Here is a 25,456-nt window from a genome sequence, read left to right as displayed (position 1 = left end):
AGGGTTTCCCCGTAGGCCAAACGGGCGCAAAATCGGCTCCGGACCGCGTGCCGCAGTTCGAGCCAGTCGATCGGCGCAGGTGATCATCGCAGCCAACCGTTGCAGTCAATCGTATTAACCGCACCTAACCAGAACCGTTCACCATGGCCCAATTCCAGCATCAGGACATCCTAGAGATCGCCGATGGCGCCTCGCTGCTTCGTATCGCGCCGCAAGCCGGCGGACGGCTGCTGTCGTGGCACATTGACGGCCAGCAGGTGATCCATTGGCCCGACGTGGCCGACTGGAGCCAGCCTGCGAAAATCCGCGGCGGCAATCCTTTGCTGTTTCCGTTTCTCGGACGCCATCGCGTCGACGGCCAGATTGGCCGCTGGCGCGACGCCGAAGGGACCGTGCGCGATCTGCCGATGCACGGCTTCGCGCGCGATCTGCCGTTTACCGCAAGCGTCGAACCGGCCTCGGCGACGCACAGCACGACGGTGCGCATGACGCTGGCTGACAACGACGCCACCCGCGCCGGCTATCCGTTCGGCTTCCGCTTCGAGGCCGCCTACCGGCTCGCGGACGACCACACGCTCGACGTCGAACTCACCACCGTCAATACCGGCGCTACACCGCTGCCCTACTACGCCGGCCATCACTTCTACTTCTCGCTGCCGCACACGCAACGCAGCGAGACGGTGCTCGAGCTGCCGCATACCCGGCGTTGCTATCAGCAGCCAGACGGCTCGATCAGCGCGCCTGAACCGGGCGAACCGAGCTACACGCTCGACGAGACGCGTATCCTCGACCGCTTCCATTGCCTCGATGGCCTGCCTCAGCGACCCGTGAGAGTTGTCGCGCCAGGCCTGAACCGCACGATCACGATCGACCTGCAACGACCCGGCTCCGTGCCCTGGTATGCCGTCACGACCTGGACGGAAGCCGCGGAGTCGGACTTCTATTGCATCGAGCCGTGGCTCGGCCTGCCCGACGCGATCCACAACGGCCTGGGCCTGCGCTGGCTCGAACCGGGCCAGACGGAAACGGCCGCGTTGCGCATCACGGTCGGCGCCCTGCGCTGAATCGACATACACCTGCCGGCGGCTAGCGAGCAATGCAGGCCGCCAGGCGGTGCCTGGACGCCGCGCCACGCCGTGCCGCTCATGCAGCGCCATCCCAATTCGCGTGCTGCGGTGCAAAACCGTTAGAATCGGTCGTTTTTTTGCCCATCTGTCGCGCAATAGGGATCGGCGCGCGGCAGCGCTTTGCGAGGTCCAATGTTGGGAACAAGAAAAATTAAACGGCTCGCTTGCGTGTCGTTACTTGCAGTGCTCGTCGCGTGCGGGTCTGCGCCAGTCGGTCCGGGGTTCTATCGTGTCGAACGCGGCGATACCTTGCTGAAGATCGCCCGCAGTAACCGGGTATCGGTCCAGAGCATCGTGCGCTGGAACAATCTGTCGAATCCGGACAGCATCGAGGTCGGTCAGGTGCTGCGCGTGGTGCCGCCCGGCAATTCGGCGCCGATCACCTCCGCGACGGCAAGCAGCGGCTCGTACAGCGGTCGTGGCAGTGCAGCGGCACCAGCAGCACCGCGCAGCGCGCCCAGCGACGTGTCGCCCGCCCCCGCGCCGGCCTCATCGATCTCGCTCGTGTGGCCGACCAACGGCACGGTGGTACGTCGCTTCGACGGCTCGAACTCGAAGGGCATCGATATCGCCGGCAGCGCAGGCACGCCAGTCGTCGCGGCGGCCGCCGGGACCGTGGTGTACGCCGGCAATGGCCTGCGCGGCTACGGCAACCTGCTGATACTCAAGCACAATGCAGATTATCTGACCGCCTACGCGCACAACCGCGTGCTGCTCGTGAAGGAAGGTCAGAGTGTGACCCAGGGCGAGAAAATCGCAGAAATGGGCGACAGCGACACGGATCGCGCCATGCTTCATTTCGAGTTGCGCTATCAGGGCCGCTCGATCGACCCCTCGCGTGCGCTTCCGGCACGTTAATTGCGTCTATAGGCGGTCCGCACGGCACTCCGGTACCGTGCGATGTCCCCTCCGACACCCGACGATGCGGCGGCAAGCCACCGCATCGGTCACCACACTCCATGAGGAGCCTCCGATGAAATCTGGATGGACCCCATCCGCAACGGCCCTCGCGGCCGTGGCTGCAAGCGTTGCTGCGCTGACGCTCGCGAGCCTTGGCGGCTGCGCCAGCTCCACCAAAATGACCTACCTCCCGAGCGGAGACACAGGCTTTGCCATCAACTGCAGCGGCAGCGACGCGAGCGAGAGCTGGGCCGAATGTTACAAACGCGCAGGCGAAGTATGCGGTTCATATGGCTACGACGTGATCTCGAAGGATGTCGACAACGGTGCCACCTCGGGTGGCTCGATCGGCGGCATCCTCGGTGCAAACGTCAAGAACCGCTCCATGGTGGTTCGCTGCAAGCAGTAAGCGCGAATGAGACCCGCAAGCGGCGCTGCACGACACGGCGCCGCCCCCGCTCCGCGACAATTCGTGCTCCGGTCATGACTTTAAGACCGGCTTAAAGCGGTGTGAGCACGCTCATATCCGATAACCGAGAGTTCTCATTTGGCGTGAATTGAACCGCTATAAATATCATCGAATGCAATTCATCTAATCCCCTGACGAAAAAAAGCCCGGCTCGAGGCCGGGCTAACGGGGGTTCGGCGCATATCGGTAAAGGACCGGTTCACCATGCGCCAAAACCGAATCTATCAACGGCGGCAGGGGCATGCAATCGATTAATTTCGCAAAAAATGTGCTTCGCCGCACGGAATACGCATTCCGTGAACGAAAATTAATGAGATAGTTCGAATAACGCGATTCAAATGAAACGGAATGACGGGCTTATGAGGATCGCTACCAAACCTGCCCGTACAACATGAAGTCCTTACTGGCATTGCGTTCTGGAGCAACGCCGCACTGCACGATTGAGCCACGCTCCGATTTAACTGTCAAATCCTGAAAGCATTTTTCCTGTGATTACTACCGCCGATTTCCCTTGCCTGCCTTCGGTCGTCTTTGGTGCGAAGGCGCACGTTCCAGTTGTATTTAATCGTGGGTCGCGGCCATTCGCATAATGCGACTTTTCAGTTATTCTGGATTAATTCGCATCTCGCGGAGCATTTTAGCCATTTTTTATCGGTTAAATCCGACGAGATAAAGCACTCGCTAGCCGTCATCCGCTAACCCGGCGCATCACAAGACGCGCAGCCCCAGTTCAGTCACCAGCACAGCGGCCTGCTGGTGGGAAATCGTCGCGCCGCGAAACAGTCCCGCGTCCACGAGACGTACGCCGCTCAGATCGGCGAGGCGCAGGTCTGCACCATCGAAACGGGCACCTTTGAGGTTGGCGTCCTTGAGGCTGCCGCCTTCGAACCGCGCCTCCCGGAAGTCGGCGCCAGCGAGGTCGGCATCGGAGAAATCGAGTTCTTGTAGCGTGGCTTTGCGAAATGACAGGCCACGCAGATGCGCGCCGACCAGCAGCGTCTCGACGAACGTCAGGCCTAGCGCGGTGCAGGCCTCGAAGTTCGCGCCTGTGAGTTTGCATCCGGTGTAGTTGACTGATGCGAGCTTGGCGCGGCGCCAGCTCGTATTGTTGAGATCGCTCGACTGAAACACGGCGTCGACGAGGTCCGCCGAGCCGAAATCCGCCTGCCGCCCACGGCAACGCAACCAGCGGCTTTGCGTCAGTGCGGCGCCGAAAAACGAAGCCTCGACGATGGTGCAGCGATGAAATTCGGCGCTACGCAAATCGAGCCGCGACAGATCCGCGCCCTCGAAGTCGCAGTCTTCGAACCGAATCGGACCATGAGTTGCGGCGAGTAATCGCTGCACGTCTTCACGTGCGAGCGTGGCATCGGCGACGATGTGAACGCCCGCGGCAGGCGTCGTAGAATTGAGCGACATGAAAAAATTGTTCCGTTCGACCGGCGCGTGCTGGCCCCAAAAACCTTGTGAGCCGCTTAAGTTAGAGCGAAAAGGCAGAACGCCGATTCGCCGAAAACGGCAAGCGTACCCGAACGCGCCTTCGCTGTGGAGGGCGCTCGCTGATGGTTTATAGTAGCGGCCGCCTGTCAATCACCGCTTTTAACACCGCCTGATCCGATGACATCGAACGACGCCGCCCACAGTCCGCTTTACCTCTCGCTGCTCGCGGAAACCGCGAAAATCGGCTGGCCTGAGCTCGAGCGCTTCTTTGCGCGCGGCATCCTGCTGCACGTCGCGCGGGACCTCGATCTGGTCAGCGTCGCCGAAGCGATTGCCAGCGACGATACGGCCCGGGTGACGCAGTGGTTGTCAGCGGGCCTCGTCGAGCGCATGCCGAGCGAAACCGCTGCCGATTTCGCCGCGCGCGATCCAGACCTTTGGGCCGTGGTGGTCTCGCCGTGGGTTTGCGTGCAGGAACGCGGTTGAATCAAGTCTGGGGATGTCTACTGAGTGGTTAGCGGATTCTCTGCCAGCCGCTCGCGCATTCCAGTTACCGCTTGAAACAAGCGCATACATATCAGGCGCACGCGGCGCCCTAGAATGGTCGCAGCCCGCGCTCTCCGCGCGAACAGTCTGCGCGGGTCAGAAGCGCCGGCGTGCCCGCGCCGGTGCTTCGCCTTTATTGCGACGGCTGCACGGGTCGCGCCGTATCCGGCGTGTCCAGCATGGAAGGCGGCCGGTCGTCGGTCGGCACGCCGTGATAATCAGCCGGGTCTTTCGGGGGTGAGCCATGGTGGCCGGACGCGGGATCATTCGAGCAGCCCGCCAGGACTACTGCAGCAAATACAATCAAAAGGGCGCGATTCATAGACTCTCTAAAGGAAACATAACAGCGCAAACGCGCCGAGAGTCTACCTGCAAAGTCTTTTTGCGGCAGTGGCCGCCATTAGCCATCACGACGCCACGTGCCCATGCGTATGGCATATGCCGTTTTTTTGCCGTCTGACCTACTATGTACACATGGCTGCAATCGACAAAGGAGGCTGCCATGGACGCTGAATCGATCGCGGGTTTTGTCGGGCTCGCGGTGGGCCTGCTGGTCCTGATAGGTTTGTCGGTTTTCGAATCGCGGACCTACCGGCGTGAGCACAACGGTGAAGGCATGATGCATCACTGGCTGTCCGAGCATCACGTGCTCAACTGGACGCGCCGCAGGCACTGACCCGGCGCCGACACCGCGCTGACCTCTACCGCCCTCGCGGCCATTCAATTTTACAGCCGCGAGACGCGCTACGCTCGGTCGGCATGATCCGATTTGCCGCGCGGTAACGAAGCCCCGCGGCACGGAAGGTTATTGCGCTGTCCGCGACGCCGCCGCGCTATACCCCAGCCTTGGCCAGCACCACGATCGATACCCCTAACGCGTCGCGCTGCGGATCCTCATTGCGATACGAATGCGGCACATGGCCAGGAAACGCGAGCACGTCGCCCGTTTCGAGTCCGTGCCGTTCACCCGCCACAAAAATCGCGACCCGCCCTTCCATGCAGGTGAAGTACTCGCGCGTGCCGGGCAGATGCGGCGTGCCACGCATATAGGCGCCCGGCGCGAACGCCATCGTCTCCAGAATGCCATCCGGCACAGGCTCCGGGACCAGTGGACGGATCGTCAAACCGTTGCCGCGATTTTGCGCGGAGATATCGTCGACCGACCATTTGCGGACCTTGGCACGTGGCGAGGCGAGCAATTCATCGAGCGGCGCGCCAAGCGCACTGGCCACCTTCATCAGCACCGCCAGCGACGGATTGCCTTCGCCCGATTCCAGATTGGCCACCGTCGAACGCGGCACCCCCGACGACTTCGCCAACCCTTCCTGGGTCAACGCACGCGCGTGACGCAACGCTACGAGGTTGCGCGCCAGATGCTGGGCCGCGTTCGACCTGTCGGGCCCGCTCTCGGGAGCGGGTTCAAAAGCAGTCTCGTCCATCGTATCGACTTTCTGACAAGGAATTGGACATCGCACTCGGCCGTGCGCCGTGGGGTTCCTATTATCGGGCCATCGAGACGGCGCGGGTGAAGCGATCGTCTCGCCCTGAACCGGAGAACTCACATGATCCACACGCCCCACAATCTGCAAGACATTCGTGTCGCTCTGACCGGCGGAACCTCGGGGCTCGGCCTCGCCTTGATGGACGAACTGCTGACGCGCGGCGCGCGCGTCGCTTTCGTGGCTCGCGATCAACGGCGCGTGGCCGAGGTGGCTGCGGCGCGTCCGAAGGTGGCGGGTATCGTCGGCGATATCTCGAACAAGGATGACATCTATCCGCTCGCGATGCAGATCAGCGGCCTGCTCGGCGGCGTCGACGTGCTGGTGAACAATGCATCCGCGCTCGGTCCAGTGCCGCTCGCGCTGCTCGCCGATACGGAGTGCGAAGATTTCGAAACGGCGCTGGCGACCAATCTGCTCGGGCCGTTCCGCCTCACGCGCGCGCTGCTCGGCTCGCTCACTGCCGCCGCACGCGAACGGGGCGGCGCCGTCGTGCTGAACGTCTCGAGCGATGCGGCAATCGAGCCGTATCCGGGCTGGGGCGCGTACGGTGCGAGCAAGGCCGGCCTGCGTCATCTGAGCCGCATCTGGGACCAGGAACTGGCCACGCAGAAAGTGCGTGTGCTGTCGCTCGATCCTGGGGACATGGACACACCGCTGCATGCCCTCGCTGCGCCCGGCGACGACCCCACGACCTTGAAGCGTCCCGCCGACGCAGCTCGCGAATTCGCCGACGCAATCGAAGCGGCATTGCATGCGCTGCGCGATCCGGCCCACCTTGAAGGAGTACGAGCATGACGATGCGCGCCGCCACGCTGCCTGTTCAACGTCCTCACGATGCACGCCTGCTGGTGGTCGACCGTCACGGGCATATCGAGCATCGACCACGCCACGCATTCGTGGAACTGCTGCGCCCGGGCGATTGCGTAATCGCGAACGATGCTGCAACGCTACCCGCCAGTCTGCACGGCATCCATCGACGCAGCGGTACCGTGATCGAAATTCGCCTCGCGGGACGCGCGTCGCTCGATCCACAAGACGTCAAATGCTTTACTGCCGTGGTGTTCGGGGGCGGCGATTTTCACACGCCGACCGAAGCACGTGCTGCCCCGCCACTGCTTGCGCCTGGTGACCGGCTGAGCTTCGGCAAGCTCGAGGCGACCATCGTGCGGATGCTCGATCATCCGCGTCTCGCGGAGTTGCAGTTTCATGCGGATGCGGCGCACATCTGGGAGACGCTGGCACAACAAGGCAAGCCGGTGCAGTACGCCCATCTGCAAGAGGCGCTGGCGTTATGGGATGTGTGGACGCCGATCGCCGCACAACCAGTGGCGTTCGAACCGCCCTCCGCCGGCTTCGTGCTCGACTGGCGCAGCATCGATGCGCTGCAGGTGCGCGGCATTCCGTTTGCGACGCTGACGCACGCAGCGGGCCTGTCATCCACCGGCGACGCGGCGCTCGATCAGCGCTTGCCGTTCGACGAACCCTATCGCATTCCGGCGGCCACTGCTGCGCTGATCGCTGCGACGCGCGCACAGAAGGGACGCGTCGTCGCTATCGGCACGACGGTTGTGCGGGCGCTCGAACACGCGGCCAGCGGCAACGGCGTAGTGCACGCGGGCGACGGCGTCGCCACGCAACGAATCGGACCACAGACGCAGTTGCATGCGGTGGATGTGATTGTCTCCGGTACGCATGAGCCGGACACCAGTCACTACGCGTTGTTGCGCGCCTTCACCGATACCCTGACGCTGCAGGGCGTGACCGATGAGCTGGAGGCGCATCGCTATCGCACGCATGAGTTTGGCGATTCCGTGTGGATCGAGCGGCGTGCCTGCGTCGTGCGAGACGCGCGGATGCGCCCGGTGGATCCGCGCGAACGGGAACGTTGCCCAGCGCCGGGCATAGGCCTTGCTGACTCGCACCGCAAGGACAGCGCGATGCCGGCGGTCCCGTCAAGCCGGCCCAACCGTGCCGGACCCACCCTACGCAACGTACGCACCGTATCAGACGAACTGGCGCCAGTCGCGCACTCGCCTGACAAGGAGACATCGCATGACACTCGGAACCATCCTGCTGATCATCCTGATCCTGCTGCTGATTGGCGCCCTGCCAAGCTGGCCGTATAGCAGCGGCTGGGGCTACCGGCCGACCGGCCTGCTCGGTATCGTACTGATCGTGGTGATCATCCTGCTGCTGATGGGACGAATCTAGTAGGTCAGGTGAAGCGCTGATCGCGCTCCTTCAGCTTCTCGTTTGCGCTTTTTCTATTTCAGGATTGACGGTCATAGGTCAGACCAGATAGAATCTCTGATTCGTCGGAGCGTAGCGCAGCCTGGTAGCGCATCTGATTTGGGATCAGAGGGTCGTAGGTTCGAATCCTATCGCTCCGACCATGGAATCAAAGGGTTACACGCTTCGGCGTGTAACCCTTTTTCTTTTCGATCGGGCATGGACGGTTCAGAATGTTTTCTGTCCGCCGCTGACGAATGCCCTGACTCTGCTTAAAGGATCGATCCGTGCGCAAATTCGTATTGCTCATCCTGCTCGCGACGTTCGTCGCAGCGTTCGCACCTGTCACTGCCGAGGCGCGTCCACGCGTCGTCTGCAAGCACGTCTGGTATCGCGGTCATCTGGTGCGTCGTTGTCGTCAGGTGCCGCCGCCGCGACATCATCGGCATCGCCGGCCGCCGCATCGCCAACCGGGCTACGTTTGACGTAGGGCATTGCGTCGGCAGCAACGATGCAGGCAGTCGGCGTCCAATGCGGCCGTCGCTGCCTTGATTATTGCACGGAGCCTGGCAGCGACGTCCTAGGATACACGTCGGATGCACTAACATCGAAGCAAACCTTGTGATGCAGGACGCCTCACAAGTACAAATGCGTTTAGCGCGGATGATCCGCACCAAACGTCAATGCCTCGGTCGACTGAACTCGTAAAGCCGCCGACGCTGCATCTCGCCGATCACGCGCTTGCGCGCACGCTCGCGCCGGTAGTGACCAATGGCGAAAACCACCGCAATCAACAAGACCAAAAATCCAATAGCGGTGGCCAAAACAGTCGCGTCCATAGCGGCCTCATGTCAGATGCTGCGTTCAACTGCAGCGGCGTTCAATCACTGCACAGCTAACACCCACAACAATCTGTGCGCCGCACAGGCGCCCTTTCGGGTCACCCTACGTACGACTCAACGACCGCACAGCCATACAACACATGCTCAAACCGCTCGCCAAGGCGGCATTTCGCTACCGCGCCTGACGACCTTAATGACCTGCTTGCGACGAGCCGTTGCTGCCGACGCCATAGCCGCTCGCGTCAGCCTTTTCGGCGGCAACACGAGCTTCGGCGGCTTGAATGTTCTCGGGGTAGTTCATCCAGTCGCGCGGGTTATAGCCGGCCTTCTCCAGATCCACGAGTTGGGCGCGCACTTCCGCGCGCGTCAACGGTTGGCTCGATTGCGCAAATGCTGCAAGCGGTGCAGCGATCAGGGCGGCGATAACAGCAGCTTCAATCAGCGACTTCATGACGACTACCTCCAGAAATTGTCTTATCTGTCGCAACACCGACCACGGTGTTCGACGTATGACAACATTTTATGGTTAACCATGACTAGGGTAAATACCTATGCGATGAAAACACTGTTGTCAAAAACATTCCAATACTGGGATAGCGCCTGACCATTGTTGACAGTGTCTTTCGTCGCGCCGTCATAGCATTGAAACTCTGGTCCGGCGCCAGTCACCGAAAGTCGCCGCAACCGTCCATTAGCCCGTCGCGGATGGATATCGGATGCTAAAAAACACGCAACAGGCCAGGCTTCAACCCAAGGGCGCGCACAAACTGATGTTCCTGGATCAGGAGATCGCACATATTGCGTCGGTGATGCCGGCCAGCCTGGCCGAGGGCCGAGGCGGACCGATCCTGTCGTCGCGTTACTGGCGCACCCGGCTCAACAAGCTTCTGGACACCGCCCATCTGACGCGCTCCCAGTTGTACGCATTGGATCGTCTGCTTCTCCAGCTCGATGCATTCGAGGCGAAACACCGGCGGGCCGAAGCGGCCAACGACCCGTCCGCGTTGCTCAATATCTCCACAACATGCGTGCCGCATCCGCGGACGTCCTGATCTGACCACTGGCTTGTCCACGGCGCAACGACGCCTCGCGAAACGCGACTTGTCTTTTGGCGAACTGTTGGCTTGATAACGGTGCTCGCTGAATCGTCTATCTAAGATGACTGCTGACCAAATTCCACGGGATCAAGCCATGCGCTATCCGTTCGATATCGCCGTTACGTATGCCCTGCTAGTGCTCGTGATGTGCTGCGTGGTGAAGCTGACCGTAGCCTGAATCGAGCCCAATCAGCCGCAGCTTTACAGCTCGAGCCGATAGCGACCCTTCACACACACGACCGCGCTCGGGCGCGCGCATGCTGTGGCTGCTGCCGTCCATCCGCGGCGACGCCTCCCAGATCCAGATCCGCCACAACAGGCGCAGAAAGCCGCTCCATGTCACACAGCGTGTGGCAACACCACCTGAACTGGCTGAACATCCCCTCCGCTGCACGCCCTTTAGCAAACCACCTTGCTGTCACGCACGCAGCCATGCGACAGTGGTACAACACTGCGTCGCTCGAAAGTCCGCACCCATCTTGCATGGGACCGGAGCAAGAGCTCCGCATGGGACCCGAAGCGCGCCAAAGCGCCGCTCCGGTCGATAAAGGAGACAGCCATGAACCTGATCCTCTGGCGCCATGCCGAGGCCGAAGAGATCGCGCCGACCGACCTCGCCCGCCAGTTGACCGTGCGCGGCCGCAAGCAGGCGCAAGCCGTGGCGAAGTGGCTGCGCGCGCGGCTCGACGAGGACGCCGTGATTCTCTCGAGTCCGGCGGCGCGCACCATCCAGACGGTCGAGAACCTCACCGACCAATACCGCGTGGTGCGCGAACTCGCGCCCGGCGCCAGCGCCGCTGACGTGCTGACCGCCGCCGGCTGGCCGGCAGGCATCGCATCGACGGTAGTGATCGTCGGCCATCAGCCCACGCTCGGTCACGTCGCCGCACAGTTGCTTGCGAACAACAGCGAATCGAGCTGGCCGCTCAAGAAAGCTGGCGTATGGTGGCTTGCAAACCGGGAGCGCGACGGCGACGAGCAGGTCGTGCTGCGCGCCGCCATCAGCCCGGATCTGCTGTAACCGACCGTAAAAGCTTGCGGTACAAAAACGCCGTTTAGCTTACGGACCGACATCTAACGGTCACAACATTGCCATGCGAGCGTCATCGGGCGTTACTACATTGGCGAAAAAGCGAATTTCTCCTTTTTCGACCAGGAACGCCACATGCAAGATCTGCCGACGTCCTCCCTGCCATTCGCTTCGAATCTCGAGACGCGTCGCCGTCTGCCGCGTGCCGAGGAAACGGTTACCGCGCAACACCGGCTGCAAGTAGCCTGGGCGCGGACCGAAGAAGAACTGCGCGAAGCCCAGCATCTGCGTTACCGGGTCTTCGCCGACGAAATGGGCGCCCGTCTGACGGGCCCTGCAGGCCTTGATGTCGACGCATTCGATCACTACTGCGATCACCTGCTGGTGCGCGATCTCGATACGCTGAAAGTGGTCGGCACCTATCGCGCGTTGCCACCGCATCAGGCCGCGCGCATCGGCCGCCTGTATGCCGAAAGCGAGTTCGATGTTTCGCGTCTCACTCACCTGCGGCCGAAGATGGTCGAAGTGGGCCGTTCATGCGTGCACCCGGACTACCGCAGCGGCGCGGTAATCATGTCGCTGTGGGGCGGTCTCGCGGCGTACATGATGCACAACGGCTACGAAACGATGCTTGGCTGTGCAAGCGTGTCGATGGCCGACGGCGGCCACTACGCGGCGAACCTGTACTGCGCGCTGCGCGACAACGCGATGACGTCGCAGGAATACCGGGCCTTTCCGCACACGCCGCTGCCCGTCGAAGAGTTGCAAACCGGCTCGAACGTTGCGCCACCGCCGCTCGTCAAAGGTTATCTGCGAGTTGGCGCAAAAATTTGCGGCGCGCCGGCCTGGGATCCTGACTTCAACACGGCCGATTTTCTGACGCTGCTGCGCCTGTCTGAAATCAATGAACGCTACGCGCGCCACTTCCTGGGCGATGCATTGCCGGGGTGAGCGAAGCGACGCCACACTTCTTCGCAGGTGCGAATGCAAAACAGCCCGGCAGATTGGCTCTGCCGGGCTGTTTTGTTTTAAACATTGCTGCTGCGTATAGGTGTAGCCAGCGGGGCGCGATCTACGTATCGTCAGTCGTCCGTATAAACGACGCGATACGGGATGCCCACCTTCTCCCATTCCGCGGCTTCCTGAATCATGCTGTAGTCAGTGAGCGGGTTGTTCGCCACCCATTCCTTCGGCAAACGCACTTCGTAGCCATTGTTCACGCGACTTACGGCGATACCCGGCAAACCGACATCCGCACGGCGCCGGCACAACAGCGCAGCGAGACGCAGACAGAACAGCAGCGGCCACTCCACCTCACGCGTTTGCGACAGTTTGCCGAGCTTGCCCGCATGGCCCAGCACGAGCGCCGCGAGACGCGCCTGATCGGTGCGCGAAAAGCCCGGCATGTCCGCGTTGCTGGCGATATAGGCCGAGTGTTTGTGATACGCGCTGTGCGAGATGGACAGCCCGATCTCGTGCAGCGACGCCGCCCAACTCAGAAACATGCGGTTCTCGGCGCGACGTTCGCCATCCGGCTCGTCGAACTGATCGTAGAAGCTCACCGCCAGATCGCCGATGCGCCCCGCTTGCGCGCGATCCACGCCGTAGCGGCGCATGAAGCCTTCCACGGTGACCGTGCGCATATCTTCGTGCTGCGAACGCCCCAGCAGGTCGTACAGCACGCCGAGACGCAAGGCGCCGTCGGTGGTGTCGACGTAATCGACGCCCAGTTCGTCGAACACGGCCAGCATGATCGACAGGCCGCCCGCCAGCACCGGAATCCGGTCCGCTTTCAGCGCCACCAGTTTCAGCCGGTTGACGTTCTCAGCCTTGATCAACGCACGCTTCAGGCGTTCGAGGCCGCCACGCGAAATGCCATGCGTGATGCCTGCGTCGTTAAAGCCGTTCGCTTCCACCAGTTCCGCGAGCGCCCGTGCCGTGCCCGACGAACCAATGGCTTGTTCCCAGCCGGTTTTCTTGTACTCGTGAGAAATGATCTGGATTTCGCGGCCGGCGGCAAGCTCCGCCTGACGCATCGTGTACTCGTCGACGTTGCCGGCCGGAAAGAAGGTCCGGCTATGGCTCACGCAGCCGATATACAGGCTTTCCATCTTGATCGGCGTGTAGTGCGAGCCGATGATGAATTCCGTGGAACCGCCGCCGATATCGACCACCAACCGCTTACCGGGACTGGCGGGCACCGAGTGCGCAGCGCCGGCGTAAATCAGACGAGCCTCTTCACGCCCGGCAATCACTTCAATCGGGAAACCCAATGCCGCGCGGGCTTCACCAAGAAACTCGCCCGCGTTCTTCGCGATGCGCAGCGTATTCGTGGCGACGGCCCGAACATGATCGGGATGGAAATCGCGCAGCCGCTCACCAAAGCGTTTGAGCGCGTCCCAGCCTCGCACCTGCGAGGCGCGGTCGAGCATCTTGTCGCTCGACAGGCCGGCGGCGAGCCGCACGGGCTCGCGTAGCGCGTCGACCTGATAGATCTGGCTGCCGGCATCGGTTTCTTCGACCCGGCCCACGATCAGACGAAAGCTGTTCGAGCCAAGATCGACGGCAGCGAGAAGTTGTGGCGTGTTGACCATCGATTGAGCGGACTCCATACGCGCAAGCGCGGCTATCTTGTTGCTAGCCCCGCCGTTCAAAGACGACATTTTAAGCGTACCGGACCTCACGATGTAACCTTGGCGGTGATTGGCGTGCGGTATGGTCCCATATTCCCTGCGTCATATTTACGACACAACGACAGAAGAGCGTAAAATTTATGACAATTCGACTGTCATAAGAGCTTCATCATACTGTGAGAATTTCCGAGCGTCTTTCACCGTCTCTTCCCGAGCTTCCATTCTCGCCGCCGATGTCCACCCGCTACCCCCTACTGAATCGCGAACTGGGCATCCTGGGTTTCAATGAGCGTGTACTGGCGCAAGCCGCTGATCCCGCCGTGCCCTTGCTCGAACGCCTGCGTTTCATCTGCATTACCAGCAGCAACCTCGACGAATTCTTCGAAGTCCGTATGGCCGGACTGCAGGAGCAGATGCGCGACAACCCGGGCGCACTGTCGCCGGACGGCATGTCGCTGCAGCACGTCTATGACCTCGTGGTGGAGCGCGCGCAGAAGCTCGTGCATCGCCAGTACCGCATGCTGCACGACACCGTGCTCTCCGCGCTCGAACAGGAAGGCATCTATTTTCACGGCACCGAAGCGTGGAATGAAGCGCAGACCGAATGGGCGCGCAATTACTTCTTCGACGAACTACTGCCCGTATTGACGCCAATCGGACTCGATCCCGCGCATCCGTTCCCGCGCGTGCTCAATAAAAGTCTGAATTTTGTGGTCGAACTCGAAGGCAAGGACGCCTTTGGACGCCAGGCGCTGATGGGCATCGTGCAGGCACCACGGGCGCTGCCGCGGCTTGTGCGCATGCCGCAGGAACTCTCGGGCTACCCGCACGGCTTCGTGCTGCTCAGCTCGTTGTTGCAGCGCTTCGTGGGCGAACTGTTCCCGAATCTGGTGGTACGCAGTTGCAACCAGTTTCGCATCACACGTAACAGCGAACTGTTCGTGGATGAAGACGAAATCACCAATCTGCGCGTCGCGCTGCAAGGCGAATTGCCGGCGCGGCACCTGGGCAACGCCGTGCGCCTCGAAGTATCGGCGGAGACGCCCGCGCATCTGGTACAGCGCCTGCTCGACGAAAGCGGCCTCTCGGATAAAGACTGCTACTTCGTGGATGGTCCCGTCAATCTGGTGCGGCTGATGCAATTGCCGGAGATGGTGGACCGGCCGGATCTGAAATTCGTCCCGCACATTCCGTCGATCCCGACGCAGATCGCCAATAGCGCGAGCCTGTTCGACGTGATCGATAACGGCGATGTGCTGCTGCATCACCCGTACGAGAGCTTCCAGCCCGTGCTCGAACTGCTGTTGCAGGCGGCCAAAGATCCTAACGTGATGGCGATCAAGCAGACCATCTACCGTACCGGCACCGATTCGCCGCTAATGGACGCGCTGATGCAAGCCGCCCGCAACGGCAAGGAAGTCACGGTGGTGGTGGAACTGCTCGCGCGCTTCGATGAAGAAACCAATATCAACTGGGCCGCGCAGCTCGAAGCCGTGGGCGCGCACGTCGTGTATGGCGTCGTGGGCCACAAGTGTCACGCGAAGATGATGTTGATCGTGCGGCGCGTGTCGCACAACGGCAAGATGACGCTCAAGCGTTATGCCCACCTCGGCACGGGCAACTATCACCCGCGCACGGCGCGTCTGTACACCGACTTCGGGTTGATGACGGCCGACCAGAAGATCTGCGAAGACGTGCACCACGTGTTCCAGCAACTCACGGGCATTGGCGGCGAACTGAAGCTGCACGAACTGTGGCAATCGCCGTTCACGCTGCATCCGAAGCTCATCGAGGCGATTCGCGCTGAAGCGGACCACGCACGCGCCGGCAAGAAGGCGCGCATTGTCGCCAAGATGAACGCCCTGCTCGAGCCGACCGTCATTGCGGAGCTGTACGAAGCGTCGATGGCGGGGGTGAAGATCGATCTGATCGTGCGTGGTGTGTGTTCGTTGCAGCCGGGCGTACCCGGGCTGTCCGAGAACATCACGGTGCGCTCGATTGTCGGGCGCTTCCTCGAGCACCATCGGATTTTCTACTTCTACGATGGCGGCAAGGAACAGGTTTACCTGTCGAGCGCCGACTGGATGGATCGCAATTTCTTCCGGCGTGTGGAAGTGGCGTTCCCGATCAACAACCGCCGCCTGAAACGCCGCGTGATTGCGGAAGGTCTGTCGGCGTTCCTCGGCGACAACCAGTCCGCATGGCTGATGCAAAGCGATGGACACTATCGCCGGCGCAGGCCGGGCAAGTCCTCACGTAATGCGCAGATGAGCCTGCTTGGGAAGTTCTGCACCTGACGCTAGGTCAGGCCGGCGCAGGTTGCCGCCGCGCCGTGCGGAACACCGGGAAGCGCACGGTGAACGTGCTGCCGCGCCCCTCTTCGCTCTTCACTTCGAGCTGCGCATCGTGCCGTTGCAACACGTGCTTGACGATCGCAAGGCCCAAACCTGTGCCACCCGTGTCGCGCGAGCGGCTGCGGTCGACCCGGTAAAACCGTTCGGTGAGCCTGGGAATATCGGCAGCGGGAATCCCAAGCCCGCTATCGGTCACGGAAAACACTGCGCTGCCACCGCTCGACTGCCACGTCACATGAATCTTGCCGCCGTCCGGCGTGTAACGGATCGCATTGGTCACCAGGTTGCCGAGCGCGCTCAGAATCTCGGTCTCGACGCCCGTCACGGTGAGCCCCTCATCGGCGTCGAAGGTGATGCAATGGTGATCGCTGGAAAGGCTTTGAGCATCGTCGCGCAGGTGCCGCAGCACGGCACGCATATCGATCATCTGATCGCTCGGCGGCTTGTTGTCGCCTTCGAGCTTGGCGAGCACCAGCAGATCGTTGACGATATGCCGCATACGCGCCGCCTGCTGCTCCATCAGTTCAAGGTAGCGGGCGCGCTCGGCTTCGCCCAGCGGCAATTCGCGCATCGTTTCGAGGAACCCGGACAACACGGTCAGCGGCGTCTTCAGTTCGTGCGACACATTGGCCACGAAGTCGCGCCGCATCGCATCGGTCCGTTCGAGCTCCGTAATATCCTGCGACAACACCAGCTTGCGGTTCTCGCCGTACGGGAACACCTGCACCGACAGCACGTTCTGACGCTTCTCGCCCATCCCGCGCATGATCAGCATCTGCTCGTAGTGATGCGAGTTCAGATAGCGCACGAAATCCGGCTGACGCACGAGGTGGGTGATGTGCTGCCGCAGATCGCGCTTCGCATCGAGGCCGAAATGCACCTCGGAAATGGCATTACACCACTCGATCTGATCGTGATCGTCGAGCATGGCAACGCCATTCGGCGAAGCCTGAATGGCCTGGATGAAACGCGAATGCTGCTGCTCGACCTGACGCACCTGGGCGTGCCAGCGCTTCGCGAGCTTGTGCAGCCGGTAATAGATTTCGCCCCAGATACCCGGCGCGCTCGGCACTTCGCCGTAGACCGGCGCATCGAGCAGACGCCACAGACGCTGTTTATGGAAGGTGCTAAAAGCGCTCTGTGCGAGCAGAACGACGACCGCGAAGATCAGTGCCGCCTTGACGTTGACGAACACGCCAAGCAATGCGCACAGAACAGCAAGCAGCACGATCGAGACAATGGAACGCGCCCAGATGATGTTCATGTTCTAGCGATCGAAGAGAAGACAATGCGCGCCGCGAAGCAATTTCGCGGCGCGTTAGCGCAGGTGGCCTTAAGTGCAGCTAAACCTGCCACGCGTAATCAGGCGCTTTTCGCAAGCCTGTAACCACTGCCCCGGACCGTCTCAATCATAGCATCGCAGCCCGCCGGCTTAAGCGCGGCGCGCAGGCGCTTGATGTGAACGTCCACCGTGCGCTCTTCGACGAACACGTGATCGCCCCACACCTGATCGAGCAGTTGCGTGCGGCTATGCACGCGCTCCGGATGCGTCATGAAGAAGTGCAGCAGACGGAACTCCGTCGGCCCGAGATCGAGCTTGATCTCGCTGCCTTCTGCATGCGCCGCGACACGATGCGTGGCCGGATCGAGCTTCAGTCCGTTGATCGCCACCACGTCCTCGGTCAACTGCGGTGCACGACGGCGCAGCACAGCCTTGATACGCGCCATCAGTTCCTTCGGCGAGAACGGCTTGGTGACATAGTCGTCCGCGCCGATCTCGAGACCGAGCACCTTGTCCTGTTCATCGCCACGTGCGGTCAGCATGATGATCGGGATGTGTTTGGTCCGCTCGTTGTTGCGCAGATCGCGCGCAAATGCGATGCCCGATTTCCCGGGCAGCATCCAGTCGAGCAGGACGAGGTCCGGCAGCACATCGCTGATCAGGTTTTGCGCCTGCTCCGCGTTATAGGCGCGGATCGGGCAATGGCCCGCGTGTTGAAGATTGACCGAAATCAGCTCGGAAATAGCGGGCTCATCTTCGATGACGAGAATGCTGCTAGGCATCGGCACCTCTTGACCTTTATGCAGGGGTTAACTAAGTGCTTCGCGTTCGAGCGCGTCGCGCGACTTGTGCCGCACGTCGGTACCCTTGACGATATAGATGATGAATTCAGCGATGTTCTTCGCGTGGTCGCCGATCCGCTCGATCGCCTTGGCGATGAAGAGGAAATCGAGGCCCACCGAAATCGAACGCGGATCTTCAGTCATGTACGAAATCAGCTTGCGCACGAAGGCGCGGAATTCTTCGTCGATCGCCTTGTCGTCGCGCACGATCTGCGCGGCGGCCACCGTATCGAGGCGCGCGAACGCATCGAGCGCACGGCGCAGGATCGTCACAGCCATCTCACCGGACAGTTTGATCTCGGCGATATTGATGGTGCGCGAGGCGCCGTCTTCCATCAGACGCTTGGTGCGCTTGGCGATCTTTTCCGCTTCGTCACCGGCGCGCTCAAGATTCGTGATGGTCTTCGAGATCGCGATCAGGAGGCGCAGGTCGCGCGCGGCCGGCTGGCGGCGCGCGATGATGTTGCTGCACTCTTCGTCGATATCGACTTCCATCTTGTTCAGACGCTCTTCGGCGGCGATAACCTGCTCGCACATGTCCAGGTCGAAATTGTTGAGCGCGTGCATCGCGTTGACGATCTGCGATTCAACGAGGCCGCCCATTTCGAGAACCTTCGACGAAACGAGATTCAGATCGGCGTCGAACTGGCTGGAGAGGTGTTTATCGGACATGTCGTACTCCCTAATGGTGCTCGTCGGGGTTAACCAAAGCGGCCGGTGATGTAGTCCTCGGTTTCCTTGCGGACCGGCTTGATGAAGATCTTTTCGGTATCACCGAACTCGATCAGCTCGCCGAGGTACATATAGGCAGTGTAGTCCGAACACCGTGCAGCCTGTTGCATGTTGTGGGTAACGATCACCACGGTGTAGTCGCTCTTCAGCTCTGCAATCAGTTCTTCGATGCGACCCGTCGAAATCGGGTCGAGTGCCGAGCACGGCTCGTCGAGCAGCAGCACTTCCGGACGGATCGCAATGCCGCGCGCAATGCACAGACGCTGCTGCTGGCCACCCGAGAGGCCGTAGCCGCTCTGACCGAGCTTGTCCTTCACTTCATTCCACAGCGCTGCCTTAGTGAGCGCCCATTCGACGCGATCATCCATTTCCGAGCGCGGCAGCGTTTCGAACATCTTCACGCCGAAGGCGATGTTGTCGTAGATCGACATCGGGAACGGCGTCGGCTTCTGGAACACCATGCCGATCCGTGCACGCAGCAGCGAGATATCGCGCTTGGTGGTCAGCAGGTTTTCGCCGTCCATCAGGATCTCGCCTTCAGCACGCTGCTCCGGATAGAGCGCGTACATCTTGTTGAAGGTGCGCAACAGCGTGGACTTGCCGCAGCCCGACGGGCCGATGAACGCAGTCACCTTGCCTTCGGGAATGCGCAGGTTGATGTTCTTCAACGCGTGGTACTTGCCGTAGAAGAAGTTGAGATCGTTGACCTGGATCTTCGGCTGCGCCGACGCTTGGGCACTGTCGCCCTGGGCGGGGTCGAAACCGGCGGGCGCGGTCGGACGCGCAATCGGGTTGAGTTGAGTTTCTGCCATGTTCATCGGATTACTCCGCCCTTACTTTTTCGAAAAGATCGTACGCGCGAGGATGTTCAAACCCAGCACCCCGAGCGTGATCAGGAAGACGCCGGCCCAGGCAAGCGATTGCCACTGCGGGAAGGCGCTCATCGCAAACTGATAGATCGTGACCGGCAAGTTTGCGACCGGCTGATTCATGTTCCACGAGAAGAACTGATTCGACATCGCGGTGAACAGCAACGGTGCGGTTTCACCGGCAATCCGGGCAACGCCGAGCAGCACGCCGGTGATAATGCCGGCTACCGACGCCTTCAGCGTAATCGACAACACCATCTTCCACTTCGGCGTGCCGAGCGCAAAGGCCGCTTCACGCAGCGCGTTCGGCACCAGCTTCAGCATATTTTCAGTGGTACGAATCACAATCGGAATCTGCAGCAATGCGAGCGCGAAGACACCAGCCCAGCCGCTGAAGTGACCGAGCTTCGCCACCACCAGCGCATAGACGAACAGGCCCACGACGATCGAAGGCGCCGACAACAGGATGTCGTTGATAAAACGCGTCACGCTGGCAAGCCAGCCCTTCTGACCGTATTCGGCCAGATAGACGCCGGCCAGAATGCCGATCGGTGTGCCGACGAACGTCGCCAGCACGATCAGCATCAGGCTGCCGACAATCGCGTTCTGCAAGCCACCACCATCGGTGTTCGGCGGCGGTGTGTTCTGCGTGAACAGCTCGATCGACAGACCGCCGACGCCCAGACGCAGCGTCGTATAGAGAATCCAGACAAGCCAGATGAGACCAAAGGCCATCGCGGCGAGCGAGAGCGTGAGCGCAATCGCATTCTTGATACGGCGGCGACCTTGCAGTTTGACGCGCATTGCCTCCAGTGCAGCGGGATCCGCCGAACCCGGCATATTCATGGTGGGCTGGCTCATTTTGCGCCCTCCCCTTTCTCGAGGCGAAGCAGCATGACTTTCGAAATCGCCAGGACGATGAAGGTAATCACAAACAGGATCAGGCCCAGTTCCATCAGCGCTGACGTATGCAGACCCGGATCCGCTTCCGCGAATTCGTTGGCGAGCGCCGAGGTAATACTGTTACCCGGCGAGAACAGCGAGACGTTGTCGAGCAGATTGGTGTTGCCGATCACGAACGTGACGGCCATCGTCTCACCGAGAGCACGGCCAAGACCCAGCATCACGCCGCCGATCACGCCACTCTTGGTGAACGGCAGCACGATCTTCCACATCACTTCCCAGGTCGTGCAGCCGATGCCATATGCCGATTCCTTCAGCAGGACCGGCGTGACTTCGAACACGTCGCGCATCACCGAGGCGATGTACGGAATGATCATGATCGCGAGAATCACGCCCGCACACAAAATGCCGATGCCGATGGGCGGCCCCTGGAAGAACGCGCCGATGAACGGCACGCTGCCGAGCACGGCGCCCAGCGGCTTTTCAAACCAGGTGGCGAAGATCGGTGCGAACACCAGCAGACCCCACATGCCGTAGACGATCGAAGGGATCGCGGCGAGCAGTTCGATGGCAATGCCGAGCGGCCGGCGCAGCCATGCAGGCGCGAGTTCAGTGAGGAACAGCGCAATGCCGAAGCTGACTGGCACCGCAATAACGAGAGCAATGATCGAGGTTGCGATCGTGCCGTAGATCGGCACCAGCGCGCCGAATTTCTTGCTGGGTGGATCCCAGTCGGCGGTCCACAAGAAGCTCAGACCGAACTCCTTGATCGACGGCCATGAGGCGATGATCAGCGAAAGGATGATGCCGCCGAGCAGCAGGAGCGTGATGATCGCGGCAAGGCGCGCGAGACCGCCGAAAATGACGTCGCCGGCGCGACTGGGCGCTTTCTGCTGCGCCGCGCTGCCGGACGTGCTCGACACGAGGGGGATGTCGGACATGGGAACCTATGTACCTGTAACCATACGCTGCATGACACTACGCCATGCAACCAGTACTACAGCCGCCCAGCCTCACATGAGGCTGGGCGGCTTATTACTACGCGTTCGACGCTTACTCGGCGACTGACTTGCCCGATGCGTCCTTCACTTTTTCCTTCCACTGCGACTTGATTTCCGTCACAACCGATTCCGGCAGCGAGATGTAGTCGAGGCTGTCAGCAGCGCCCGAACCGTTCTTGAACGCCCAGTCGAAGAACTTCAGCGTTTCGGTGCCTTGCGGTGCCTTGTCCTGGGTCGTGTGCAGCAGCACGAACGTTGCGCCGACGATCGGCCATGCGTCCTTGCCCGGCTCGTTCGTCAGGATCTGGTAGAACGACTTCGACCAGTCCGCGCCAGCAGCCGCTGCCTTGAACGTTTCCGTCTTCGGCTCAACCACGGTGCCTGCCGCATTCTTCATGTCGACGAACACCATCTTGTTTTGCTTCGCGTACGCCCATTCGACGTAACCGATTGCGCCCGGCAGACGTTGCACGAAGGCTGCGACGCCGTCGTTGCCCTTGCCGCCCGTGCCCGTCGGCCAGCTGACCGTTGCGCCTTCACCGACCTTCGACTTCCAGTCAGCGTTGACCTTCGACAGGTAGTTCGTCCAGATGAAGCTGGTGCCCGAACCGTCAGCACGGCGAACCACCGCGATGTCCGTATCCGGCAGCTTTGCCTTCGGGTTCAGTGCAACGATCGCCGGATCGTTCCACTTCTTGATCTTGCCCAGGTAGATGTCGCCGAGCACTTCGCCCGACAGCGTCAGTTGGCCCGGGGTCACGCCCGGCAGGTTCACCACCGGCACCACGCCGCCGACCACCGTCGGGAACTGGAACAGGCCGTCCTTGGCCAGTTCGTCGTCCTTCAGCGGAGCGTCCGAGCCTGCGAAATCGACCGTCTTGGCGATGATCTGCTTGATACCGCCCGACGAACCGATACCTTGATAGTTGACCTTACCGCCGCCCGACTTTTGATAAGCGTCAGCCCACTTCGTATAGATGGGTGCTGCAAAGGTGCTGCCCGCGCCGGTGATGTCGGCGGCTTGAGCAGCGATCGCGAAGAGCGCGCCAGCCAGGCCAGCGAACGCGGTTTGCATCAATTTCATGTGATCTCCAGGGTGTGAGCGGATTACAGGACACCGCGAAGAATAGGGGCTATTTGTGACAGTAACGTGACGTATCGTGAATCACACGTGACAATAAGGTTACTGAAATGAAAGAAAAATCAGGGAGATGAAAGCTGTTTGAACGACGTTTTCGCCATGTGTGTAGAGATTAGGCGAAAAATACGCCGCGGCAACGTTTGCGTGCGGATGAAGGGGTTCTGGAAGGCTGGCGGATAAAATGGAAGCCGCGAGTAAGGACGGCGCCGTGCTCGGCCGCGTCCCTACCCGGCGGTACGCAACGGTTAGCCGTCAGGCGGTAGCCTGCTTGACCGCGCTGGCAATTGTCTCGGCGTGCTGGACCGCGTCGTTCACATGCTGGGCCTCGACCATCACGCGCAGGACCGGCTCGGTGCCGGAAGCGCGAATCAATACGCGGCCATGTCCGTCCAGGGACGCCTCGGCTGCGCTAATCGCGCGGCGGATCTCATCGCTCGCCTTCCAGTCGGCACCCGGTTGCATGCGCACGTTGATCAGCTTCTGCGGGAACAGCGTCACGCCTTCGAGCAGTTGCGCGAGCGTCTTGCCGCTACGCTTCATGGCGGCGAGCACCAGCAGCGACGACACGATTCCGTCACCGGTCGAATGACGATCGAGCGAGAGGATGTGTCCCGAGCCCTCGGCGCCCAGTTGCCAGCCGTGTTCGCGCAATTGCTCGAGCACGTAGCGGTCGCCGACAGCCGCTCGCACGAACTTCACGCCTGCATGCTGCAACGCCACTTCGACCGCCATATTGGTCATCAGGGTGCCGACTGCGCCTTCCACCTTGCCGTCCGTCTCGATACGGTCTTTGACCAGCACATACAGCAGCTCGTCGCCGTTATAGAGGCGGCCGGCCGAGTCGACGACCTGCAGACGGTCGGCGTCACCGTCGAGCGCAATGCCGAGATCGGCATGGTTCGCCCTCACCGCGCGGACCAACGCGTCCGGAGCGGTCGCGCCGACGCCGTCGTTAATGTTGAAGCCGTTCGGCGCCACGCCGATTGGGATTACGTCGGCCCCAAGTTCGTGGAACACATGCGGCGCGATGTCATACGCAGCCCCGTGCGCGCAATCGACCACCAGCCTCATGCCGCGCAGGTCGAAAGCCGCCGGGAACGTGCTCTTGCAGAACTCGATATAGCGGCCGGCCGCGTCATCGAGACGGCGCGCCTTGCCCAGTTGCTCCGAGGCGGCGCAAGCGAGCGGCTGATCCAGTTGCTCTTCGATCTTCAGTTCGACCTCGTCGGGCAGCTTGTCGCCGTGGGCCGAGAAGAACTTGATCCCGTTGTCGTAGTACGGGTTGTGCGACGCGCTGATCACCACCCCCGCCGCAAGCCGCAGCGCGCGTGTCAGGTAAGCGATGCCCGGTGTCGGCATCGGGCCGGCAAGCATCACGTCGACGCCTGCCGCGGAGAATCCCGACTCAAGTGCGGCTTCGAGCATGTAGCCCGAAACGCGCGTGTCCTTGCCGATCAGGACGGTCGGGCGTTGGCCGGTGTGGGCCCAGCGATCCCCGCCCGCCAGCACCTTGCCGGCGGCATAACCGAGCCTCAACACGAAATCTGGTGTGATCGGGCCCTCGCCGACCTTGCCCCGAATGCCATCAGTACCGAAAAAGCGACGTGCCATCGTTATGTTTTCCTCTTTCTTCGAAGGGTCAGCTGCGACGCGTTGCGTCGCGCATGGCTGCCCAAACTTTTAATCCATCGACTGTTTCCGCGACATCGTGCACGCGCAGTATCGCAGCCCCGCGTTCGGCTGCACAGATGGCTGCGGCCACGCTTGCAGCCACGCGCTCCGACGCCGCCCGGCCGGTCACCGCGCCCAGCATCGACTTGCGCGACATGCCGGCCAGAATGGGAACCGGTGCGGCAAACGGCGGCTCGCCGCGCGGTGCCGTCTCCGGCAAGTGGGCCAGCAAGGCGTAGTTGTGTTCGACCACGGCCTTGCCGAAACCGAATCCGGGGTCGACGCTGATGCGCCGTTTTGCGATGCCTGCCTGCATCAACGCTGCGACCCGTTGCTCGAGAAACGCCCGCACCTCGCTGACGACGTCCTCATAGGCCGGTTCACCCACCTGCATGGTCTGCGGCTCACCAAGCATATGCATGACGCAGAGCCCGCATCGACTGTCGCGCACGGCGTCGATGGCGCCGGGCCTCCGGAAGCCCCAGATGTCGTTGATCAGGTCCGCGCCGGCGGCCAGCGCGTGGCGCATTACCTCCGGCTTGTAGGTATCGACCGATAGCGGTACCTGGGCGTCGTGCAACTGTTCGATGAGCGGTATCACCCGCTCCAGCTCCTCATCGAGCGGCACCGGCGGTGCGCCGGGACGGGTCGATTCGCCGCCGATATCGATCAGATCCGCGCCATCGAGCATCATCCGCTCGGCCTGCCGCAAAGCATCTCCGCGCATTTCGAACTTGCCGCCATCGGAGAACGAGTCGGGTGTGACGTTCAGAATGCCCATCACCAACGGCCGCTCGAAGCTCAGCGTAAAGCGGCCGCATTGCAACGGCTCAGGTTCGGGGAGAT

The 25,456-nt window shown here is 61.6% G+C and carries 28 protein-coding genes and 1 tRNA gene; 14 read left to right on the top strand and 15 right to left on the bottom strand.

All coding sequences use genetic code 11. From position 1 onward, the window contains the following. Window positions 1-143: 143 nt before the first annotated feature. The 3 genes from P3T17_RS00775 to P3T17_RS00765 all read left to right on the top strand — a co-directional run bounded on the left by P3T17_RS00775 (window position 144) and on the right by P3T17_RS00765 (window position 2,436). Window positions 144-1,064, top strand: coding sequence for an aldose epimerase (locus tag P3T17_RS00775; protein WP_429404096.1), 921 nt, complete (start codon window positions 144-146; stop codon window positions 1,062-1,064). Window positions 1,065-1,259: 195 nt separating this feature from the next. Beyond that, window positions 1,260-1,985 carry a peptidoglycan DD-metalloendopeptidase family protein gene (locus P3T17_RS00770; RefSeq protein ID WP_429404094.1) on the top strand — a complete coding sequence of 242 codons (726 nt, stop codon included), beginning with the start codon at window positions 1,260-1,262 and terminating at the stop codon, window positions 1,983-1,985. 115 nt (window positions 1,986-2,100) lie between these two features. Beyond that, window positions 2,101-2,436, top strand: a complete 336-nt coding sequence (locus P3T17_RS00765) for a hypothetical protein (protein ID WP_074263905.1) — start codon at window positions 2,101-2,103, stop codon at window positions 2,434-2,436. Window positions 2,437-3,204: 768 nt separating this feature from the next. Here P3T17_RS00765 and P3T17_RS00760 read toward each other — a convergent pair. Beyond that, a complete protein-coding gene (locus tag P3T17_RS00760) occupies window positions 3,205-3,915 on the bottom strand; it encodes a pentapeptide repeat-containing protein (protein WP_429404093.1) in 711 nt (236 codons plus the stop codon). Between the two features lie 198 nt (window positions 3,916-4,113). Between P3T17_RS00760 and P3T17_RS00755 the strand changes: the two genes are divergently transcribed. Next, window positions 4,114-4,422 (top strand): DUF2288 domain-containing protein, encoded by a 309-nt coding sequence (locus P3T17_RS00755; RefSeq protein ID WP_429404092.1) that lies wholly within the window; start codon window positions 4,114-4,116, stop codon window positions 4,420-4,422. Window positions 4,423-4,615: 193 nt separating this feature from the next. On the opposite strand, the gene P3T17_RS00750 is transcribed toward P3T17_RS00755, so the two are convergent. Next, window positions 4,616-4,804, bottom strand: coding sequence for a hypothetical protein (locus tag P3T17_RS00750; RefSeq protein ID WP_429404090.1), 189 nt, complete (start codon window positions 4,802-4,804; stop codon window positions 4,616-4,618). A gap of 180 nt (window positions 4,805-4,984) precedes the next feature. Here P3T17_RS00750 and P3T17_RS00745 point away from each other — a divergent pair, with 180 nt between their 5' ends. Then, complete coding sequence (locus tag P3T17_RS00745; RefSeq protein WP_167379377.1) at window positions 4,985-5,158, top strand: hypothetical protein; 174 nt, start codon at window positions 4,985-4,987, stop codon at window positions 5,156-5,158. A gap of 157 nt (window positions 5,159-5,315) precedes the next feature. Here the strand turns inward: P3T17_RS00745 and P3T17_RS00740 are convergent, their stop codons facing one another. Beyond that, a complete protein-coding gene (locus P3T17_RS00740) occupies window positions 5,316-5,921 on the bottom strand; it encodes a helix-turn-helix domain-containing protein (protein ID WP_074263901.1) in 606 nt (201 codons plus the stop codon). Window positions 5,922-6,044: 123 nt separating this feature from the next. On the opposite strand from P3T17_RS00740, the gene P3T17_RS00735 reads away from it, so the two are divergent. The 5 genes from P3T17_RS00735 (at window position 6,045) to P3T17_RS00715 (ending at window position 8,698) form a co-directional block, all read left to right on the top strand. Beyond that, a complete protein-coding gene (locus P3T17_RS00735; RefSeq protein ID WP_429404088.1) occupies window positions 6,045-6,779 on the top strand; it encodes an SDR family oxidoreductase in 735 nt (244 codons plus the stop codon). Further along, the gene (locus tag P3T17_RS00730) at window positions 6,776-8,110 is read left to right on the top strand and encodes an S-adenosylmethionine:tRNA ribosyltransferase-isomerase (RefSeq protein WP_429404086.1); all 1,335 of its coding nucleotides are present in this window, start codon (window positions 6,776-6,778) and stop codon (window positions 8,108-8,110) included. The genes P3T17_RS00735 and P3T17_RS00730 overlap by 4 nt, the downstream gene beginning before the upstream one ends. Continuing rightward, on the top strand, window positions 8,037-8,195 hold the full coding sequence (locus P3T17_RS00725) for a DUF3309 family protein (protein WP_074263898.1): 159 nt from the start codon (window positions 8,037-8,039) through the stop codon (window positions 8,193-8,195). The genes P3T17_RS00730 and P3T17_RS00725 overlap by 74 nt, the downstream gene beginning before the upstream one ends. A 105-nt stretch (window positions 8,196-8,300) precedes the next feature. After that, a tRNA-Pro gene (locus P3T17_RS00720) sits at window positions 8,301-8,377 on the top strand. 123 nt (window positions 8,378-8,500) lie between these two features. Continuing rightward, complete coding sequence (locus P3T17_RS00715) at window positions 8,501-8,698, top strand: hypothetical protein (RefSeq protein ID WP_143787481.1); 198 nt, start codon at window positions 8,501-8,503, stop codon at window positions 8,696-8,698. A gap of 195 nt (window positions 8,699-8,893) precedes the next feature. Here the strand turns inward: P3T17_RS00715 and P3T17_RS00710 are convergent, their stop codons facing one another. Next, complete coding sequence (locus P3T17_RS00710; protein ID WP_166660752.1) at window positions 8,894-9,052, bottom strand: hypothetical protein; 159 nt, start codon at window positions 9,050-9,052, stop codon at window positions 8,894-8,896. A 193-nt stretch (window positions 9,053-9,245) separates the two neighbouring features. Next, a complete protein-coding gene (locus tag P3T17_RS00705) occupies window positions 9,246-9,506 on the bottom strand; it encodes a DUF4148 domain-containing protein (RefSeq protein ID WP_429404084.1) in 261 nt (86 codons plus the stop codon). A 265-nt stretch (window positions 9,507-9,771) separates the two neighbouring features. On the opposite strand from P3T17_RS00705, the gene P3T17_RS00700 reads away from it, so the two are divergent. From P3T17_RS00700 to P3T17_RS00690, 3 genes are all read left to right on the top strand, one after another. Continuing rightward, on the top strand, window positions 9,772-10,107 hold the full coding sequence (locus P3T17_RS00700) for a hypothetical protein (protein ID WP_429404082.1): 336 nt from the start codon (window positions 9,772-9,774) through the stop codon (window positions 10,105-10,107). 604 nt (window positions 10,108-10,711) lie between these two features. Next, window positions 10,712-11,173 (top strand): phosphohistidine phosphatase SixA, encoded by a 462-nt coding sequence (sixA, locus tag P3T17_RS00695; protein WP_429404080.1) that lies wholly within the window; start codon window positions 10,712-10,714, stop codon window positions 11,171-11,173. A 144-nt stretch (window positions 11,174-11,317) separates the two neighbouring features. Then, complete coding sequence (locus P3T17_RS00690) at window positions 11,318-12,133, top strand: GNAT family N-acetyltransferase (protein WP_429404078.1); 816 nt, start codon at window positions 11,318-11,320, stop codon at window positions 12,131-12,133. Between the two features lie 131 nt (window positions 12,134-12,264). Here P3T17_RS00690 and ppx read toward each other — a convergent pair whose 3' ends face one another. After that, window positions 12,265-13,845 (bottom strand): exopolyphosphatase, encoded by a 1,581-nt coding sequence (gene ppx, locus P3T17_RS00685; RefSeq protein WP_429404076.1) that lies wholly within the window; start codon window positions 13,843-13,845, stop codon window positions 12,265-12,267. A 203-nt stretch (window positions 13,846-14,048) separates the two neighbouring features. On the opposite strand from ppx, the gene ppk1 reads away from it, so the two are divergent. Continuing rightward, a complete protein-coding gene (ppk1, locus tag P3T17_RS00680; protein WP_429288223.1) occupies window positions 14,049-16,112 on the top strand; it encodes a polyphosphate kinase 1 in 2,064 nt (687 codons plus the stop codon). 7 nt (window positions 16,113-16,119) lie between these two features. Here the strand turns inward: ppk1 and phoR are convergent, their stop codons facing one another. The 9 genes from phoR to folP all read right to left on the bottom strand — a co-directional run bounded on the left by phoR (window position 16,120) and on the right by folP (window position 25,391). Then, window positions 16,120-17,433: a phosphate regulon sensor histidine kinase PhoR gene (gene phoR / locus P3T17_RS00675; RefSeq protein ID WP_074263890.1), complete on the bottom strand. Its 1,314-nt coding sequence runs from the start codon at window positions 17,431-17,433 to the stop codon at window positions 16,120-16,122. A 98-nt stretch (window positions 17,434-17,531) separates the two neighbouring features. Beyond that, the gene (gene phoB / locus P3T17_RS00670; RefSeq protein WP_006051991.1) at window positions 17,532-18,233 is read right to left on the bottom strand and encodes a phosphate regulon transcriptional regulator PhoB; all 702 of its coding nucleotides are present in this window, start codon (window positions 18,231-18,233) and stop codon (window positions 17,532-17,534) included. Between the two features lie 27 nt (window positions 18,234-18,260). Continuing rightward, entirely contained in the window at window positions 18,261-18,965 is a 705-nt protein-coding gene (gene phoU / locus P3T17_RS00665; RefSeq protein ID WP_074263889.1) for a phosphate signaling complex protein PhoU, read from the bottom strand. A 29-nt stretch (window positions 18,966-18,994) separates the two neighbouring features. Beyond that, entirely contained in the window at window positions 18,995-19,843 is an 849-nt protein-coding gene (gene pstB, locus P3T17_RS00660; RefSeq protein ID WP_074263888.1) for a phosphate ABC transporter ATP-binding protein PstB, read from the bottom strand. A gap of 15 nt (window positions 19,844-19,858) precedes the next feature. Further along, entirely contained in the window at window positions 19,859-20,755 is an 897-nt protein-coding gene (gene pstA / locus P3T17_RS00655) for a phosphate ABC transporter permease PstA (RefSeq protein ID WP_429404074.1), read from the bottom strand. After that, complete coding sequence (gene pstC, locus P3T17_RS00650) at window positions 20,752-21,738, bottom strand: phosphate ABC transporter permease PstC (RefSeq protein WP_429404072.1); 987 nt, start codon at window positions 21,736-21,738, stop codon at window positions 20,752-20,754. The genes pstA and pstC overlap by 4 nt, the downstream gene beginning before the upstream one ends. A gap of 112 nt (window positions 21,739-21,850) precedes the next feature. After that, window positions 21,851-22,882 carry a phosphate ABC transporter substrate-binding protein PstS gene (gene pstS, locus P3T17_RS00645; RefSeq protein WP_074263885.1) on the bottom strand — a complete coding sequence of 344 codons (1,032 nt, stop codon included), beginning with the start codon at window positions 22,880-22,882 and terminating at the stop codon, window positions 21,851-21,853. Window positions 22,883-23,191: 309 nt separating this feature from the next. Further along, window positions 23,192-24,550 carry a phosphoglucosamine mutase gene (gene glmM / locus P3T17_RS00640; protein ID WP_074263884.1) on the bottom strand — a complete coding sequence of 453 codons (1,359 nt, stop codon included), beginning with the start codon at window positions 24,548-24,550 and terminating at the stop codon, window positions 23,192-23,194. Between the two features lie 28 nt (window positions 24,551-24,578). After that, window positions 24,579-25,391 carry a dihydropteroate synthase gene (gene folP, locus P3T17_RS00635; RefSeq protein ID WP_429405449.1) on the bottom strand — a complete coding sequence of 271 codons (813 nt, stop codon included), beginning with the start codon at window positions 25,389-25,391 and terminating at the stop codon, window positions 24,579-24,581. Between the last annotated feature and the right edge of the window lie 65 nt (window positions 25,392-25,456).

It is taken from the genome of Paraburkholderia sp. GAS82 (assembly GCF_050436285.1).
GTDB lineage: Bacteria > Pseudomonadota > Gammaproteobacteria > Burkholderiales > Burkholderiaceae > Paraburkholderia > Paraburkholderia phenazinium_B.
Note: the sequence above shows the minus strand (reverse complement) of the source record. Positions and strands in the feature narration are given on the sequence as shown.